The organism is Vibrio sp. 970 (assembly GCF_033339075.1).
On record NZ_JAWOTW010000004.1, the window covers coordinates 180042 to 197202 of the forward strand.

Consider the following 17161-nt stretch of genomic DNA (forward strand, 5'->3'; position numbering starts at 1 on the left):
TTTCGCCGATTGATCGCGTGCGAACTTCATCACGTACTACTTACAGAAACAAAGTTATACAAAATTATTTTTGTACAACTTTGGTGGAATGAACTATCTTGTACATATAATAATTTTGTACAACTTAATGGGCGTGTAGGAGTATAAAATGGACATACAGTCTGTTGGCAATATCTATCAAAAGCTCAACAAAGCGAACTTACATCTACTTAAGGATATATATCACCAAGATGTAGTATTTGAGGACGCAGCGCATCGTTTAGAAGGATGGCCAGCACTTTCGGATTATTTCACCTCATTATATGCCAACGTCATCAGTTGTGATTTTGTAATCCATGAGCATCAACAAGTCGGAGATACAGGCTTCCTAACTTGGACAATGGACCTTCAGCATCCCAAACTTCAGAAGGGTGCGCCTATTCTCGTCAATGGTGTTTCGCACCTCAAATTTAGCGAAGGTCAGGTCATTTATCACCGAGACTATTTTGATCTCGGAGAGATGCTCTATGAGCATTTACCGTTACTTGGTTCAGTCGTTAAAACCATCAAGCAGAGGTTAGGACAATGAACAACACCATCTTAATCACAGGCGCCACCTCCGGAATAGGAAGACAGCTTGCCCTAGATTACGCGAACTCAGAATGGAATGTGATTGCTTGTGGTCGGAATCAAGATGTTCTTGCAGAACTGGAGGCAGTTTCCTCTAAAATTCATACATTGCAGTTTGATGTGACAAATTATGAGGAAACTCAGCAGGCGCTCTCTAATTTGCCCTTTACGCCAAACACATGGGTTTTTAACGCAGGCGATTGTGAGTACATGGATGAGGGAGTGGTCGACGCGAAACTCATGGCGCGTGTGATGAACGTAAATGTTGTCGGTGTTGCCAACTGCATTGAAGGCTGCCAAGTGCATTTAGAGAGAGGGCACCGCATTGTTATTGTTGGCTCTATCGCATCAGAAGTGGCACTGCCTCGTGCTGAAGCTTACGGCGCATCCAAAGCGGCAGTCAGTTATTTTGCACGCACGCTCGCCGTCGACTTGAAAAAGAAAGGGATCAATGTGGTAACGGTGTTTCCTGGTTTTGTTGAAACGCCGTTGACTGACAAAAACGACTTCGAAATGCCAATGATCATTTCTACTCAGCAAGCGTCGGACTCTATCAGGAAGCAGTTAGCCGCCAACAAGACCTATATCTATTTCCCAGCGAGATTTACCAGTATTTTACGTTTTATCTCGTTACTTCCATACAGTTGGCAAGCTCGCCTAACTGCTAAACTCGTATCATAAAAAGGAATAAAAATGAAAACAGCAGGAAGAAAGAAGATAGCGATTGTGGGAACGGGAATCTCTGGCCTTACTTGTGGTTATTACTTGCATAAAGAATATGATGTAACGCTATTTGAAGCGAACGATTACATTGGTGGCCATACTGCAACCGTTGATGTGAGCCTTGATGGTAGAGAATACGCGATAGACACTGGGTTCATCGTCTATAACGATCGTACGTACCCTAATTTCATTAAAATGATGAGCGAGATTGGCGTTGAAGGTCTGCCGACTCAAATGAGCTTCAGTGTCAGAAATGATGGGAACGGACTAGAGTACAACGGCCACACAGTGTCGACATTGTTTGCTCAAAAACGTAACTGGGCAAACCCTAAATTTTATCGATTTATCTTCGAGATACTTCGTTTCAATAAACTTGCCAAGCGCTTCGCTAGCGAGCAATCCACGCACTCTCAGACGTTAGGTGAGTTCCTTGATGAACACAAATTCAGTGCTTTCTTTACCGATAACTACATATTACCGATGGGTGCTGCGATTTGGTCGTCGACTTTAGCTGACATGCGCGCATTCCCTCTTATGTTCTTCTTACGTTTCTTCCTCAACCACGGTCTGCTAGATGTGACTAACCGGCCACAATGGTATGTGATTAAAGGAGGTTCACGTTCATACATTCCACCATTGACCAAAGGCTTTGCCGAGAGTATTCGTCTTAATAGTCCTGTCGAAAAAGTGGTTCGCAACGAAAAAGGGGCTGGCGTTCAAGTTCGCGGAGAAACGCATTGGTTTGATGACGTTATCTTAGCTTGTCACAGTGATCAAGCAATGAGAATGCTAGAGGATATTAGCCCAATTGAGCAGAAAATCTTGGGGGATATGACATACCAAGCAAATGAAGTTGTTCTTCATACCGACTCTGCCGTACTACCAAAACGTAAGGCAGCATGGGCATCATGGAACTACCTATTGGAAGGCAGTGAAGAGGAACAGCAACGCCTCCCTTCGCTCACTTATAACATGAACATTCTTCAACATATTCAATCAGAGCACACGTTTTGTGTAACGTTGAACAGTACTGAGCAAATTAACTCAAATAAAGTCTTGCGTTCGTTCACTTATCATCATCCAGTATTCACCACTGAGTCTATTGCAGCGCAGCAGCGCAAAGATGAGATACAGGGCAAACAAAGTACCTGGTTCTGCGGCGCTTATTGGTACAACGGTTTTCATGAAGATGGCGTGCGTAGCGCGCTTGATGTTGTGAAAGAAATAGAAGAAAAGTACCGCGAACAAAATGTGGTTCCTTTCGAAAAAGGCGCAGCGTGATATGGATAGCCAAATGAACAGCCGATTGTTTATAGGCAACGTTCGTCACCGTCGATTCACGCCTGTGAATCATGAGTTGAACTACTCTTTATTTATGCCCGCCATCGATGTAGACGAGCTCGATGCTTTAGAGAAAAAAGTATGGGGTTTTGGTTCGCGTTGGTGGCATTGGGCACGCTTCAAACGCAGTGATTACATTGGTGAAGGTAGCGTCAAGTCGGCAGTGCACAGCAAAATTGAAGAACTGACAGGTGTTCGCTGTACTGGCAAGGTAGTCGCAGTCTGTCACTTGCGTTATCTAGGACTTTATTTCAGCCCCGTTAATTTCTACTACGTTTATAACAAGGAAGGAGAATGGAAGTATCTCCTCGCAGAGGTGAGTAACACTCCTTGGAATGAACGACATTACTACGTGGTGTCAGCAGATAAAGAAGAAGAAAAGTTTGGTTGGGAACAAAATAAAGCATTTCATGTTTCGCCATTCAACCCGATTGACCAACTCTACCGCTGGAGAATTAAACCTTTGACAGACAAGTTGAATATTCATCTTGAATGTCACAAAGGAGAGAAACACTTTGATGCCACCATGGTTATGAAAGCCAAGCCACTTTCAAGTAAAACCTTATTGAGGTGTTTGATCGTTACACCAATACAAACGGTAAAAGTAATGGTTGGTATTTATTGGCACGCATTAAAACTTTGGGTGAAAGGCGCACCTTTTTATTCTCATCCTAAATATTCAACGCATGAAGAAATAGAAGCCGATACTGAAAAAACAGACAAAAAAAATAAAAAGCACAAGGAGAATTCTGCATGTTAAATACTAGTTCTATGACATTGCCGCGTAAATTGACGACAACGCAAAAAGCGGCTCGCGGAGTTATTTTTCAATGTCTGCAAAAAATGGAAATCGGCTGCTTAACAGTTATTGAAAGTTTTAAGACGGAAACGACAGAGCGAAGCGAGCGTTTTAGTGCGCTAAATGGGGAGTACAGTGGTCAACCTGTTGTCGCTACTATAGAGGTAAAACATCCAGGCTTTTATTCACGGATCTTGCAGGGCGGCAGTATTGCTGCTGGTGAGGCTTATATGGATGGGTGGTGGGATAGCCCCGATTTAACCTCATTAATGAAACTGATGGCCCTTAACATGCGTGCTCTAGATAAACTCGAAGAGCAAGGCAGTTGGTTGACTAAAATACTGTACAAGTTCAGTCATTGGTCAAACAGAAACTCTGAAGAGAACTCACGTAAAAATATCCATGCGCATTACGACTTGGGTAACAACCTATACGAAGCGTTCCTTGATACCAATATGCTGTACTCTTCGGCGCTTTACAATCATGCGGATGACTCTCTAGAGCAGGCTCAAATCAACAAAATGGATCGTCTATGTCAGCAACTTGAGCTGAAGCCCACTGATCATGTTGTTGAAATTGGCACAGGGTGGGGCGCTATGGCGATTTACATGGCCGAACAATACGGCTGTCAGGTCACCACAACAACGATATCTGAAGAGCAACACGCGTATGCGGAGCAAAAAATCAAAGAGCGTGGCTTAGAAGATAAAATCACACTACTCAAAGAAGATTACCGTAACTTAACTGGCACTTATGACAAGCTCGTTTCTATTGAAATGATTGAAGCTGTGGGCAAACAATTCCTGCCTTCGTACATTAAGGTCTGTGAGTCTTTATTGAAGACTGGTGGCTTGATGGCGATTCAAGCGATTACGATTGCCGATCAGCGTTACGATTACTACAGTAACAACGTCGACTTTATCCAAAAGTACATTTTCCCGGGTGGTTTTTTACCGTCGGTAACCTCACTAACCCAAGCAACAACAAAGTACAGTGACTTAGTGACGCGAGACTTGTTCGATATTGGTTTGGACTACGCCAAGACGCTGAACGAATGGCACTTACGTTTTAATCGAGCAGAGAATGAAGTGCGCTCGTTTGGCTACGACGACCGCTTTGTGCGTATGTGGCGCTACTATTTGAGCTACTGTGAAGGTGGCTTTTTGGCTCGCACGATCAGTGCCGTTCACATGACGTTTCAACGCCCGTAGTTCGTTATGAAGGTGTTTCTTGCTTCGACATGGTTCCAACTCTGCTGGTTTGCAGCGGTGCTTGGAACCTATCAATGGCAATGGGTGACGTTATTCCTTACTTTGGCAACCCTACTATATTGTTTGAAAACTGACGCATCTTCGCTCAAAAGTATTGGTGTTATCGCCACGATTGGTCTCGTGCTTGATACATTAAATCAGCAATTTTCAATTTTCATGTTTGCCACTCAATGGTTACCCCTTTGGCTTTTGTGCCTTTGGATTCTGTTCGCCTGGTATGCCTATCAACTCAAGTCAATTTTGTACCGTTTCCCAAAAACCTACGTATCAATAGTAGGCGGACTCGGAGGAACAGCGAGCTACTTTGCTGGCTATAAGCTCCAAGCCGTTGAATTTGGATTTAGCACTGGCGCTACACTGGCAATGTTGTTTGTCGAATGGTGCGTCATGATGCTCTTGATACTCAAGGTGTACGGAAATGAAAAGCTTGAAGAGAGTTTTAACTCAGAGACTGACTAGGCTGCTTGCGTTGGTAATAGTAACTGGTTCTTTTGCTCTGCAAGCTCAACCCGTTGGAAACAGCGAAGCTGCTAGCAACATTGCGAATTGGAAGGGATGGAAAACTGTTGGAGAAGCCCAACTTACCTGGTTCATCTTCGATATTTATCACTCAAGATTAAAAGCGCCTGATGGAAAGTTCATCGTAAGCGATGACGTATCGCCACATCCCCTTGCGTTGGAAATTAATTACAAGAGAGACATCAGTAAGCAACAGCTGCTTGATGTGACGGATGAGCAGTGGGCGAAATTGGGTTTTACGGACTCATATCGAAAAGCTTGGATCAGCGAGCTCGATCGTATGTTTCCTGATATTCAAAAAGGTGACGAGCTTACTTATCTAACAGATGGAAAATCTGGTCAGCTTTTTTATAAGCAGGTTGGGGACGTGCAAGTAAAGAACGTTGGCATCATTGAAGACGAACGAATGAACGATGCATTTTTGGCTATATGGTTATCACCCAACACAGAATTTCCGAAACTCCGAAAACAATTGATAGGGCAGGTTAGATAGTGTTTAAACGAATTTTTAAATCAGCGACTTTAGTGGCAGCTGTTTTTCTTTCGGCATGTTCCGCAGACATTGATAATTACCGCTCTTCTAAACCGACTTTTGACGTATTCGGTTATTTCGAAGGCGACATAAAGGCGTGGGGGATGGTGCAAGATTATACCGGACAGCAAACGCGTCGCTTTGAAGTCGATATAGTGGGTACTGTAGCGGGTGATACGCTGACGCTGGTGGAAGACTTCGTGTTTGATGACGGAGAGGTGGACCAGCGAATTTGGGTTATCACTAGATTAGAAGACGGTCGTTATGAAGGTAAGGCAGACGATATTATAGGTGTGGCAACAGGGGAAGAGCAGGGCAATGCGCTACAGTGGCAATATGACTTTGAGCTACAAATGGAGGATTCATCAGTGACGGTTGCTTTTGATGATTGGCTTTATCGTCAGGATGACAGACACGTTTTCAATCTAACGAAAATAAAAAAGTTTGGTGTGGAAGTAGGAACAATAACCTTGTTCTTCCAAAAGCTGCCATAACAAATGGGGCTGATCTTCAATTAATAATCCATTCCATATAACTAAAATTATTTTCTCCCGACCTAACTCTCCTAACTAAAAAAGGTTGACGCTTTCGCGTCAACCTTTTAAGTATCTGGTCGTTACAGGAGTATTACAGCTTATCTGTCAGCTCGATTGCTTGACCGATATAGTTCGCTGGTGTCATCTCTTTCAGACGTGCTTTCTCGTGCTCAGGAAGCTCAAGACCGTCGATGAAGTTACGCATTGCTTCGCCGTCTACACGCTTACCACGAGTTAGCTCTTTCAGCTTCTCGTATGGCTTCTCGATGCCGTAACGACGCATAACGGTTTGTACTGGCTCAGCTAGTACTTCCCAGTTCTTGTCTAGTTCAGCAAGAAGCGCTTCACGGTTTACTTCTAGCTTGCTGATGCCTTTAAGTGTCGAAGTGTAAGCGATGATAGCGTAGCCAACACCAACACCAAGGTTACGTAGAACCGTTGAGTCAGTTAGGTCACGTTGCCAACGAGAGATAGGCAGTTTCTGTGCTAGGTGGCCGAATACAGCGTTCGCAAGACCTAGGTTACCTTCTGAGTTTTCAAAGTCGATTGGGTTAACTTTGTGAGGCATTGTTGAAGAACCGATCTCACCAGCAATAGTTTTTTGCTTGAAGTGGCCTAGTGCAATGTAACCCCAAACGTCACGGTCGAAGTCAATCAGGATAGTGTTGAAACGAGCGATAGCGTCGAACAGCTCAGCGATGTAATCGTGCGGTTCGATTTGAGTTGTGTAAGGGTTCCAAGTTACGCCTAGAGACTCTGTGATGAACTCTTCAGAGAACTTGTGCCAATCTAGCTCTGGGTAAGCAGAAAGGTGTGCATTGTAGTTACCTACTGCACCGTTGATTTTCGCTAGGATCTCAACGTTTTCGATTTGCTTGAATTGACGCTCCATACGGTACGCCACGTTTGCCATTTCTTTACCCATAGTAGATGGAGAAGCAGGCTGACCGTGTGTACGAGATAGAAGAGGAATGTCGCGGTATTCCACTGCTAGTGCTTTGATAGCGTCGATTAGGTTACGGATTTCTGGAAGAATCACGTTCTCACGCGCTTCTTTAAGCATTAGAGCGTGTGATGTGTTGTTGATGTCTTCAGAAGTACATGCGAAGTGGAAGAACTCGTTTACTGCGTGCAGTTCAGGAACGTCTGCTACTTTCTCTTTTAGGAAGTACTCAACCGCTTTTACGTCGTGGTTAGTTGTACGCTCGATCTCTTTGATACGGCGTGCATCTTCTTCAGAGAAGTTTGCAGCAAGGTCGTCTAGGAATTGGTTTGCTTCTGCGCTAAACGCTGGCACTTCTGCAATTTCAGCAGTAGCAGCAAGCTTTTGTAGCCAGCGGATTTCAACGATAGTACGGTACTTTAGTAGACCGTATTCACTGAAAATTTCGCGTAACGCAATTGTCTTGCTTCCGTAACGGCCGTCTACTGGTGAAACAGCAGTCAATGCTGACAGTTCCATGATGTTCTCCTGAATTGGGTTTCTAAATTTCGTGAGCTTTATACCAATAACTGTGGCAATTGTCACGAATATTGCGCAAACGTTTGCGCGAGATTTGTTTTAGTCGAAAAAAATGAGCTCGCGATAAACGCGAGCTGCTTATTTGATATTTTACTACAGACGAGCAAGAAGGATTTGTGCTTGCTCTACCATCTTCTTGCGCCCGAAGATTAGGTGGCGACGCTTACCACCAACTTGACGCCAAAGAACTGCACTACGAATGCCAGATAACAACAGCGCACGAACTTTGTGTTGGCTTGCCGTCTGCTGCAGTACAGATGGCGTGCCCGTTACTTGAATGCGTGGGCCAATAGGGCTAACGACATCCAGATAGATGCTCGCTAAATTGCTGATCATTTGATCGTCTAGTAGCTCAAAGTGCTCTGACTGACGCTTGGCCATTTGAATACGATCACCAAGCTGAGACATAGCATCGTTTCGAGAGCTTAACTTACGTTCTAACGCCATTAAACTAATAATGTAACGAGTAATTTCACTGCCTGATGGTGTGCTATCAATCCCTTTAACCAAGCATTCTAGGCCGAGCTTTAGATCGGCTTCGCGACCGAATACGCCAACTGTGTTAGCAGGGTTAGTGCTCAAAATAGCGTTGATTGATGTTTCAAAAGCATCTTGATCACAATGTCCGTTTCTCGCTACCTGTTGAACTAAAGCAACAGCTTGGCAAATCCCAGCGAAAGCGATAGTACGGTCATAAAGTGTATTCGCCACGTAACGACTCCTAAGCTTCAGAATATTTAATGCGTTGCTCGATGATGCCGCCACCTAGGCACACGTCACCTTTGTAGAACACTGCTGATTGACCTGGAGTTACAGCAATTTGTGGCTCGTCAAAGATAACTTTAATGTTTTCATCATCGATAGGGATGATTGTACAAGGAATATCTTCCTGACGGTAACGAGTTTTCACTGTGCACTTCATAACATCGCGAATTGGCTCACGATCTACCCAGTGAAGTTGTGATGCAAGTAGACCTTCTGATTTCAACATTGGATGGTCTTTACCTTGAACGGCAATCAAAACGTTACGTTCTAGATCTTTCTCACCAACGAACCATGGGTCCTCGTTACCACCGCCGCCTTTACGGCCACCAATGTGTAGACCTTTACGCTGACCAAGTGTGTGGTACATCAGGCCTTGGTGTTGACCAATCACTTCGCCTTCTGGAGTCTCGATATTACCAGGCTGAGCTGGAAGGTAGCGACCCAGGAATTCCGTAAACTTACGTTCACCGATGAAACAAATACCAGTAGAGTCTTTCTTCTTCGCCGTGATTAGATCTTGCTCTTCAGCAATGCGGCGTACTTCTGGCTTCTCTAGGTCACCAACAGGGAATAGGCTACGTGCGATTTGCTCGTTGCTTAATGTGTACAGGAAGTAGCTTTGATCTTTGTTGCCATCTAGACCACGCAGCATCTGTGGTTTTTCACCATTTTCTGGGAAAGAGCGACGCACATAGTGGCCCATTGCAATGTAATCAGCATCAAGTACTTCATCAGCGAATTCTAGGAATGCTTTGAACTTGATTTCTTTGTTACAAAGAATGTCAGGGTTCGGAGTACGGCCAGCTTTGTATTCAGCAAGGAAGTACTCAAATACGTTATCCCAGTATTCGGCAGCAAAGTTGATAGTGTGTAGGTGGATGCCTAGCTTGTCACATACTGCCTGAGCGTCAGCAAGATCTTCTGCCGCTGTACAATATTCTTCGTTGTCATCTTCTTCCCAGTTCTTCATGAAAAGGCCTTCTACTTGGTAGCCTTGCTGCTTTAGAAGATACGCGGAAACAGATGAATCAACGCCGCCGGACATACCGACGATGACTTTCTTTTGGCTGTTATCAGACATTACTAAACACCACTTAAATAAACGGGATGCAGATTCTATCAGAATCCACAGACCGGTGACAGATCCGAGATCGAAATCACAATTCGTTTCGCTGGATTTTTCTTCAACAAAGATTCGAACGAGTAATTTCGCAAGTATAGAAGAGGTATATATGGCATAGTTGGCCAAAATCCAAGAGGAAACACCAAATGACAGAAGAAAACCAATTTATGCAAGAAAGTGAGTTGATTGAAATTGTTGAAAATCAGCTCGAAGATGGCAACCCGCTTAAAGTAAAAGAAACCCTTATGCGTTTAATGATGACTGGCACACCACGTGAAGATGCGGTTGCGATGATGGCATGTGCGATGTCAATTGAGATTTTTGATGTAATGAAGAATGAAGGTGAGTTCAACCTAAAGCGTTATAGCGAGCACCTTGAGCAACTACCAGATCTCAGCTTTATGGAAGGTGAATAAGCCACCTAAAAGAAAAAAGCTGTCAGCAAACGTTTGCTATAATCGCTTTTATTGCTGCTTTATTATTAGCGGTATAGAATCCGCTCTCCTTTTCATCCCCTTACTCAGACTGACAATATGAAATTTCCTGGACAACGCAAATCGAAGCACTATTTTCCTGTTCATGCTCGTGACCCGCTGGTGAGCCAAGCACAAGAAAGCAAGAAGATGACGCGCACTCACATCATTGGTATTGACCAAACCTTGGTTGATATTGAAGCAAAAGTTACAACGGATGTGATTGAAAAGTACGGTCTGAGTAAAGGTCACTCTCTGGTTATCGATGACGAAAGAGCAGAAGAGTTATACCAGCAACTGAAAGAAGAGAACTTGATTACCAATGAGTATGCGGGCGGTACAATTGGTAACACGCTACATAACTACTCCGTGCTAGCGGATGACCGCTCCACACTACTTGGAGTGATGAGCCAGGATATTAAGATTGGCAGCTACGGTTACCGTTATCTTTGTAATACATCAAGCCGCATGGACTTGAACTACCTACAAGGTGTAGATGGTGCAATTGGCCGTTGTTTTGCTCTTATCACAGAAGACGGTGAACGTACTTTTGCTATCAGCGAAGGGCAAATGAACCAACTCCATCCTGATAGCATTCCAGAGAAAATCTTTAAAAATGCATCAGCACTTGTACTGACGTCATATCTAGTACGTTGCAAAGACGGCGACCCAATGCCGGAAGCAACAATGAAAGCAATTGAGTACGCGAAAAAGAATGATGTGCCTGTTGTTCTGACTTTAGGCACAAAGTTTGTTATTCAAGATGACCCTAAATATTGGCAAGAATTCATTAGAGATAACGTTTCAGTCGTTGCGATGAATGAAGATGAAGCAGAAGCACTGACGGGGGAATCTGATCCACTTGCTGCGTCTGATAAAACATTGGAGTGGGCTGATCTAGTATTGTGCACGGCGGGTCCTGTAGGTCTATTTATGGCTGGGTATACGGAAGATAGCGCGAAGCGCGAAACTTCTTTGCCATTACTTCCAGGGTCAATTGCTGAATTTAATCGTTATGAATTCAGTCGTCCGGCGAAAAAAGACTCATGCGAGACGCCAATAAAAGTGTACTCGCATATCTCGCCATATATGGGTGGCCCAGAAAAAATTAAGAATACAAATGGCGCAGGTGATGCTGCGTTATCTGCTGTTCTTCATGATATGGCAGCAAATAAATACCATAAAGAAAATGTGCCTAATTCAAGCAAGCACAGTAACGAGTATTTAACTTACTCTTCTTTTTCTCAAGTCTGCAAATACGCAAACCGTGCTAGCTACGAAGTTCTCGTGCAACATTCACCACGATTGTCGCGCGGACTTCCTGAGCGAGAAGATAGCCTAGAAGAAGCATACTGGGAACGTTAATACGAAGCGGTTTAATTAACTATTCTGTAACTAAAGTAAAAGGCACATTAAGAAATGTGCCTTTTTTATTTGTAATGGTTTAAATAAAAAAGGCTCCCTATGGGAGCCTTTTAAAAATAGCACGGATCTAGATTAGGAACTCATCCAGAGATTTACCTGCATCAAGTTGCTCTTGAATCGCCGAAGGTGTACGACCTTGGCCAGTCCAAGTTTTCTCATTACCGTTTGAATCTGTGTATTTGTATTTAGCAGGGCGAGGTGCGCGCTTCGCTTTGCCTTTCGTCTTAGTTTCGCCAGATAGCGCAGTAATAAGTGCTTCTACGTCAATACCGTCTTGAGCGATTTTCTCAGCAATCTCTGCAAGCTTAGCTTCTTGCTCTGCTTGTGCTGCGCGTTCTGCTTCTTCTGCTTCACGACGCTCATCTACGACAGTAGTGAGTTTATCTAGAGCTTCTTCCAATTGTTCTAGAGTCAGCTCACGAGAAAATGCACGAAGGCTACGGATATTTAGAAGGGTTTTAGTCAGCTCTGACATAACGATTCCTATTAAAAGGTTAATGTGTTGGGCACTTTTTATCGTTACGATTAAATAATGCCAATCTATAAATAAACAAAGAGTCCTTATATTTAACTTTATCTTTTCCTTATGTGCAAATGCTAAATCAAGATTTTGTTTAAATTTGACTATTTTTTAAAGCAATTAATATTATTACACTCGAAATAAATCATTATTAGATGAGAACTAAAATCAACAATCATTATTGTATAGAGAGAGTGACAGCTTGGTTTTTTATAAAAAAATTTGAGTTATTACTTAAAAATATGAAGCATCCATCTTTAATGGTGTGTCATATATCCTTAATTTATTGATATAAGATAAACCATGATATTTCTAAGGTAGTAATAATGTTTCATAAATAACATGATTGATGTGATTTCAGTTGCACAAAACTTATGGAAGTAGGCAAGGTTTATAAATTATCTCAGTCATTATTTATTTGTTTAATTTAGTTTGATGTGTTGCATTGACTCTCATCATAAGTACAATGGCTGCCACCTGATGCAATATTGCAGACAATTTGTTGTTAATTTGTACAGTTAGTGGTTAATTGTTTGTTGTTGCCGTAGAGGCGCGGTCTCGAAGAGTAGCTATTATTGGGGTGATGCCAATGAATAATAGTGGAAGGCGAAGATTGCCGAAGTAAGTAACTCATCAAAGTTACTTACTGGGGTTGTATCTGAAAGGAACAACACTGCCATAGTATATATTCACATTAAACTATGGAGCGCTACTGTAGGGTTGGGTGGAGTGTTCGCTTCCCTGTCGCTAAGTTCAACATGAGCACGTATCGTATGCTACGTGACTTGTCTGCAGTAGATCTCTAGCCAAACTTTGGTTTTTGAAGATCATGAATTTAATAGATTTTTCTAGTTCTCCTGTTTCATTATTGCCACCTATTGTCGCTTTGACTTTGGCGATTTTGACTCGACGTGTATTAGTTTCCTTGGGTGTAGGGATCGTGCTAGGTGCGGTGCTACTTAATAGCTGGTCTATCAGCGACACCGCAGGTTACGTCAGTTCTCAAGTTTCTTCTGTCTTTATTGAAGATGGCGGAATTAACACTTGGAACATGAGCATTGTTGGTTTCCTAATCTTATTAGGTATGACAACAGCTTTATTAACGCTATCTGGCGGTACTCGTGCTTTTGCTGAATGGGCACAATCTCGAGTGAAGAGTAAACGCGGCTCCAAACTTCTTGCCGCCTTTTTAGGCGTATTCATTTTTGTCGATGATTACTTTAATAGCCTTGCTGTTGGTGCGATCTCTCGCCCAGTAACCGATCGCTTTTATGTGTCTCGCGCTAAGCTTGCGTACATTCTAGACTCAACCGCTGCTCCAATGTGTGTAATTATGCCTGCTTCTAGCTGGGGTGCTTACATTATTACTATTATTGGCGGGATCTTAGTCTCACATGGGATCACAGAGTATTCGGCTCTTGGCGCATATGTTCGTCTTATTCCAATGAACTTCTACGCCGTTTTTGCGCTGCTAATGGTGTTCGCTGTTGCGTGGTTTGGTCTTGATATTGGTAAAATGCGTGAGCATGAGATCTCTGCATCGCAAGGTCGTGGCTTTGATAAAGACAAAGAAAATGACTCGCAAGAAGCGCATGACCTAAACGAAGAGCTAGATATCCGTGAAAGTGAAAAGGGTAAAGTGTCAGATTTGATACTTCCTATCGTGACGCTGATTATCGCGACTATCGCTTCAATGCTTTACACGGGTGGCCAAGCATTGGCTGCTGATGGTAAGGAGTTTGCGCTTCTTGGTGCTTTTGAAAATACAGATGTAGGTACATCACTAATCTACGGTAGCTTGCTTGGCTTAGCAGTTGCACTGTTTACTGTTGTGAAGCAAGGTCTACCAATGGCTGAGATCGCACGTACACTTTGGATTGGTGCTAAGTCTATGTTTGGTGCGATTCTAATCTTAGTATTTGCCTGGACCATTGGTTCTGTTATCGGTGATATGAAGACTGGTACTTACCTTTCGACAATGGCGCAGGGCAACATTAACCCGCACTGGCTACCAGTTATCCTATTCTTGTTGTCTGGCCTGATGGCGTTCTCAACAGGTACTTCATGGGGTACGTTCGGCATCATGCTACCAATCGCGGGTGATATGGCTGGCGCAACAGATGTAGCGCTAATGCTACCGATGCTAAGTGCGGTTCTTGCTGGTGCTGTATTCGGTGACCACTGTTCGCCAATCTCAGATACGACGATCTTGTCATCGACGGGTGCACGTTGTAACCATATCGATCACGTATCAACACAGTTACCTTATGCATTATCAGTCGCGCTTGTTTCATGCGTGGGCTTTATTGCCCTTGGTATGACTGCTTCAATTGCGTTTTCGTTTATTGCAGCGTCGATAACATTCGTTATCGTTTGCGCTATTTTGTCATGGCTTTCAAAGTCTAAAATAGCGTCTTGCCAGAGTGCGTAATTCACTGATTTAAAAGGTGAAATTGTAGGAGGCTTCGGCCTCCTTTTTTATTTGTATTATACAATTCGAATTTTTTTAAAATTAAGGGTTGAAAAAAGTAATCAGCTTGGTTAGTGTGGTTGGTAACAAAGCAAATGAGAAGAGCCTTGAAATAAGTATGCGTAATTTTGTAATGAACATTCATCACCATCATCACCCAATCTAGTCTTTCGGGCGATGTACGCATACCCGGGAGGCAGGAAACTCCCGGAGGTAAAATCAAAGTAAAAGCAGATTTTAAACCCTCGGGAGACTTCAATCTCCCGAGGGTTTTTTAGTTTTATTAGTTTGAAAAATACTTAGATATCAAAATCTTGCATAGGGACAAAGCAATGCAAACACAACGTTTAAGAATCGCAATTCAGAAAAAAGGTCGTCTTAGCAAAGAGAGCCAAGCTCTACTAAAACAGTGCGGCGTAAAGTTCAACGTAATGGGCGAGCGTTTAGTTGTCCATTCTGAAAATATGCCAATTGATTTACTCTTGGTTCGTGACGACGACATCCCAGGTTTAATTATGGATGGCGTGGTTGACCTTGGCTTTATTGGCGAAAATGAACTAGAAGAAGTTCGCCTTGACCGCAAAGCATTAGGTGAACCCTGCGAGTTTGTTCAGCTTCGTCGACTTGATTTTGGTGGCTGCCGTTTATCTATCGCAATCGACAAGGACGAAGAGTACAACGGCCCACAAGACTTAGCTGGCAAGCGTATTGCTACAACGTATCCTCAACTTCTAAAAGCGTACATGGATGAAGCCGGCGTTCCATTCTCTACATGTATGCTGACAGGCTCTGTAGAAGTTGCTCCTCGCGCGGGTCTCGCTGATGCTATCGCTGATTTGGTTTCTACAGGTGCAACACTGGAAGCGAACGGCCTTAAAGAAGCTGAAATTATCTTCAAATCAAAAGCGACATTGATTCAACGCACAGGTGAGTTCGACGCAGACAAAGTGGCGCTAATCGAAAAGCTGTTAACTCGCATGCAAGGCGTGCAGCAAGCGAAAGAATCTAAGTACATTATGCTTCACGCCCCAGCAGAGAAGTTAGATCAAATTAAAGCACTACTGCCAGGTGCTGAAGACCCAACTGTTCTTCCTCTTTCTGCAGATAAGCAGAAAATGGCTGTTCACTTAGTGAGTTCTGAAAACCTGTTCTGGGAAACAATGGAACAGCTGAAAGAGTTGGGCGCAAGTTCAATTCTCGTTCTACCAATTGAAAAAATGATGGAGTAAGCATCATGAGAACAGTCGTTTGGCAATCATTAAGTGAGAATCAGCAAGACTCTATTTTGGAGCGCCCTGCTATTGCAGAAGGTGCCAATATCACCACTGCTGTGGCCGAAGTTATTGCTAAAGTTCGAAAAGAAGGTGACTCTGCTCTTATTGAGCTGACAGAAAAGTTTGACCGTGTTAAGCCTGAATCCATTCGTGTTTCTTCTCAGGAAATTAAGGCAGCGTCAGAGCGTTTGTCAGAGTCAATGAAGAGCGCACTAGAGCAAGCTTACGCCAATATTTCTAAGTTCCACAAAGCGCAAAAGCCGCAACCGATCAAGGTGGAAACGCAGCCAGGTGTCCTTTGTGAACAAGTAACACGCCCAATTCAAAAAGTGGGTTTGTACATTCCTGGTGGCAGTGCGCCTTTGCCATCGACTGTTTTGATGCTCGGCGTTCCTGCAAAAATTGCAGGTTGTCGTAAAGTCGTTCTTTGTTCTCCACCGCCAATCGCTGATGAGATCCTTTATGTCGCGAAACTGTGTGGCATTGATGAAGTGTACAACGTCGGTGGTGGCCAAGCAGTTGCTGCAATGGCTTATGGCACCGAGACTGTATCGAAAGTAGATAAGATCTTTGGTCCGGGCAACGCTTACGTGACCGAAGCAAAACGACAGGTTAGCAATGATTTCCGCGGTGCTGCGATTGATATGCCAGCAGGGCCATCAGAAGTGCTAGTGATTGCAGATGAAACCGCAGATGCAGACTTTATCGCTGCGGATCTTTTGAGCCAAGCGGAACACGGTCCTGATTCTCAAGTGGTATTGGTGACTCCTTCTCCTGTGATTGCTGATCAAGTGACGGATGCGGTTCAACGTCAGCTTAAGGAGCTATCTCGTGCAGACATCGCAGAAAAGGCTCTGGCATCAAGCTTGATCATTATTTCCGAGTCGATGACGCAGTCAGTTTCTATTTCCAATTACTACGGTCCTGAGCACTTGATTGTTCAGACTAAGAACCCTCGTGAGCTTCTACCTCTATTAGATAACGCAGGTTCTATCTTCCTTGGGGATTGGTCGCCTGAATCAGCAGGTGATTATGCATCGGGCACTAACCACGTTCTTCCTACTTACGGTTACACACGCACGTATTCAAGCTTAGGCTTAGCGGACTTTTCGAAACGTATGACGGTTCAAGAGCTGTCTGCTGATGGTCTAAAGAACCTTGCACCAACGGTGGTCACCATGGCGGAAGCAGAAGGTCTGGATGCACACAAACGTGCAGTGACCATTCGCGTAGAAAAACTGGCAGCTAAGTAAGAGGAT

17 protein-coding genes, 1 riboswitch and 1 other annotated feature are annotated in these 17161 nt (G+C 43.6%); of the genes, 13 read left to right on the plus strand and 4 right to left on the minus strand.

From position 1 onward, the window contains the following. Positions 1 to 148 precede the first annotated feature (148 nt). Genes R7Q11_RS07835 through R7Q11_RS07870 form a run of 8 tightly spaced genes read left to right on the plus strand, consistent with a single transcriptional unit; the run spans position 149 to position 6288 of the window. Positions 149 to 568, plus strand: a complete 420-nt coding sequence (locus R7Q11_RS07835; RefSeq protein ID WP_005378211.1) for a nuclear transport factor 2 family protein — start codon at positions 149 to 151, stop codon at positions 566 to 568. Further along, a complete protein-coding gene (locus tag R7Q11_RS07840; protein ID WP_053307452.1) occupies positions 565 to 1290 on the plus strand; it encodes an SDR family oxidoreductase in 726 nt (241 codons plus the stop codon). The genes R7Q11_RS07835 and R7Q11_RS07840 overlap by 4 nt, the downstream gene beginning before the upstream one ends. A gap of 12 nt (positions 1291 to 1302) precedes the next feature. Beyond that, a complete protein-coding gene (locus R7Q11_RS07845) occupies positions 1303 to 2613 on the plus strand; it encodes an NAD(P)/FAD-dependent oxidoreductase (protein ID WP_225466339.1) in 1311 nt (436 codons plus the stop codon). 1 nt (position 2614) lies between these two features. Then, complete coding sequence (locus R7Q11_RS07850; RefSeq protein ID WP_053307451.1) at positions 2615 to 3433, plus strand: DUF1365 domain-containing protein; 819 nt, start codon at positions 2615 to 2617, stop codon at positions 3431 to 3433. Continuing rightward, the gene (locus tag R7Q11_RS07855) at positions 3427 to 4683 is read left to right on the plus strand and encodes an SAM-dependent methyltransferase (protein ID WP_053307450.1); all 1257 of its coding nucleotides are present in this window, start codon (positions 3427 to 3429) and stop codon (positions 4681 to 4683) included. The genes R7Q11_RS07850 and R7Q11_RS07855 overlap by 7 nt, the downstream gene beginning before the upstream one ends. 6 nt (positions 4684 to 4689) lie before the next feature. Further along, positions 4690 to 5202: a DUF2878 domain-containing protein gene (locus tag R7Q11_RS07860; RefSeq protein ID WP_053307449.1), complete on the plus strand. Its 513-nt coding sequence runs from the start codon at positions 4690 to 4692 to the stop codon at positions 5200 to 5202. Continuing rightward, positions 5162 to 5755 (plus strand): chalcone isomerase family protein, encoded by a 594-nt coding sequence (locus R7Q11_RS07865; RefSeq protein WP_025766881.1) that lies wholly within the window; start codon positions 5162 to 5164, stop codon positions 5753 to 5755. The genes R7Q11_RS07860 and R7Q11_RS07865 overlap by 41 nt, the downstream gene beginning before the upstream one ends. Next, positions 5755 to 6288 (plus strand): DUF3833 domain-containing protein, encoded by a 534-nt coding sequence (locus R7Q11_RS07870; protein WP_017821713.1) that lies wholly within the window; start codon positions 5755 to 5757, stop codon positions 6286 to 6288. The genes R7Q11_RS07865 and R7Q11_RS07870 overlap by 1 nt, the downstream gene beginning before the upstream one ends. 133 nt (positions 6289 to 6421) lie before the next feature. Here the strand turns inward: R7Q11_RS07870 and purB are convergent, their stop codons facing one another. From purB to mnmA, 3 genes are all read right to left on the minus strand, one after another. Then, a complete protein-coding gene (gene purB, locus R7Q11_RS07875; RefSeq protein WP_005378198.1) occupies positions 6422 to 7792 on the minus strand; it encodes an adenylosuccinate lyase in 1371 nt (456 codons plus the stop codon). A 153-nt stretch (positions 7793 to 7945) separates the two neighbouring features. Beyond that, on the minus strand, positions 7946 to 8563 hold the full coding sequence (gene hflD / locus R7Q11_RS07880) for a high frequency lysogenization protein HflD (RefSeq protein WP_005378194.1): 618 nt from the start codon (positions 8561 to 8563) through the stop codon (positions 7946 to 7948). A gap of 10 nt (positions 8564 to 8573) precedes the next feature. After that, positions 8574 to 9698 (minus strand): tRNA 2-thiouridine(34) synthase MnmA, encoded by a 1125-nt coding sequence (gene mnmA / locus R7Q11_RS07885; protein ID WP_053307448.1) that lies wholly within the window; start codon positions 9696 to 9698, stop codon positions 8574 to 8576. 188 nt (positions 9699 to 9886) lie between these two features. On the opposite strand from mnmA, the gene R7Q11_RS07890 reads away from it, so the two are divergent. Together R7Q11_RS07890 and R7Q11_RS07895 are read left to right on the plus strand one after the other, a co-directional pair. Continuing rightward, positions 9887 to 10156 carry a hypothetical protein gene (locus tag R7Q11_RS07890; protein ID WP_005378190.1) on the plus strand — a complete coding sequence of 90 codons (270 nt, stop codon included), beginning with the start codon at positions 9887 to 9889 and terminating at the stop codon, positions 10154 to 10156. A 117-nt stretch (positions 10157 to 10273) separates the two neighbouring features. Further along, the gene (locus tag R7Q11_RS07895) at positions 10274 to 11578 is read left to right on the plus strand and encodes an inosine/guanosine kinase (protein WP_005378187.1); all 1305 of its coding nucleotides are present in this window, start codon (positions 10274 to 10276) and stop codon (positions 11576 to 11578) included. 127 nt (positions 11579 to 11705) lie between these two features. Here R7Q11_RS07895 and R7Q11_RS07900 read toward each other — a convergent pair whose 3' ends face one another. Beyond that, on the minus strand, positions 11706 to 12113 hold the full coding sequence (locus R7Q11_RS07900) for an H-NS family nucleoid-associated regulatory protein (RefSeq protein WP_005378185.1): 408 nt from the start codon (positions 12111 to 12113) through the stop codon (positions 11706 to 11708). 582 nt (positions 12114 to 12695) lie between these two features. Beyond that, positions 12696 to 12878, plus strand: a riboswitch (Lysine riboswitch). Positions 12879 to 12987: 109 nt separating this feature from the next. Here R7Q11_RS07900 and tet(35) point away from each other — a divergent pair. The 3 genes from tet(35) to hisD all read left to right on the plus strand — a co-directional run bounded on the left by tet(35) (position 12988) and on the right by hisD (position 17155). Next, a complete protein-coding gene (gene tet(35), locus R7Q11_RS07905) occupies positions 12988 to 14589 on the plus strand; it encodes a tetracycline efflux Na+/H+ antiporter family transporter Tet(35) (protein WP_005378182.1) in 1602 nt (533 codons plus the stop codon). A 180-nt stretch (positions 14590 to 14769) separates the two neighbouring features. Continuing rightward, positions 14770 to 14907, plus strand: a sequence feature (His leader region). Positions 14908 to 14960: 53 nt separating this feature from the next. Further along, positions 14961 to 15857: an ATP phosphoribosyltransferase gene (gene hisG / locus R7Q11_RS07910; protein ID WP_005378180.1), complete on the plus strand. Its 897-nt coding sequence runs from the start codon at positions 14961 to 14963 to the stop codon at positions 15855 to 15857. Positions 15858 to 15862: 5 nt separating this feature from the next. Next, the gene (gene hisD / locus R7Q11_RS07915; RefSeq protein WP_225466340.1) at positions 15863 to 17155 is read left to right on the plus strand and encodes a histidinol dehydrogenase; all 1293 of its coding nucleotides are present in this window, start codon (positions 15863 to 15865) and stop codon (positions 17153 to 17155) included. Positions 17156 to 17161 lie beyond the last annotated feature (6 nt).